Source organism: Bartonella sp. TT110JLCBS (genome assembly GCF_042193405.1).
Classification (GTDB): domain Bacteria; phylum Pseudomonadota; class Alphaproteobacteria; order Rhizobiales; family Rhizobiaceae; genus Bartonella.
The window spans coordinates 1-515 of the sequence record NZ_JBHILT010000334.1 but is presented as its reverse complement, the minus strand read 5'-3'; the positions used below and the strand labels follow the sequence as shown (position 1 = coordinate 515).

Sequence of the window (515 nt, the reverse complement as noted above, 5' to 3'; positions counted from 1 at the left end):
CGATAGTAAGAAGGATCATTTTTGAAAGCTGTTATCGCAGAACCAATATCATTGAGTGCAGCTTGATAGGTTTGTTTCAAGCGCTCAGGGTTGAGAGCAGGAATGTCGCTTTTATTGAGAAGGGTGCGCAATTCACTCGAAAGTTGGTCAAAATTGATGCCATTGTCACTGTTTTTTGCAAAAAACTTTTCAAGACTTTCGCTGTTTAAGTTTGCAAGTATGGGGGAAATATTGTTTTTGAGGCTGTCAACGGTTTGTTGGATCATGGAGCTGTTTTCTAGAGCCGTTTTAGCTCCTATCTTTGCTGTACTAGAAACCACGTGGATGGCTTGGATGGTCATCAGCAATGTTATGAGAGCCCAAGTGAGAAAGCCATGAAGAATCCCTGAGGTTTCAGCAAAACGTCCAGCGACAAAGCCTCCCAAAGCTAGGCTAATTAGTGTAACGATAACAGAACCCACGCCAAAGGAGAGGAAAGAGCCTTCAAATGGGGTTGAAGAGGTGAAATCCATTTG

Annotated in this window: 1 pseudogene; it reads right to left on the bottom strand. The window is 42.9% G+C overall.

Features of this window, described 5'->3' with window-relative positions:
* Window positions 1-515 (bottom strand): annotated as a pseudogene (locus ACFILW_RS11180) (YrzE family protein); the annotation flags it as partial.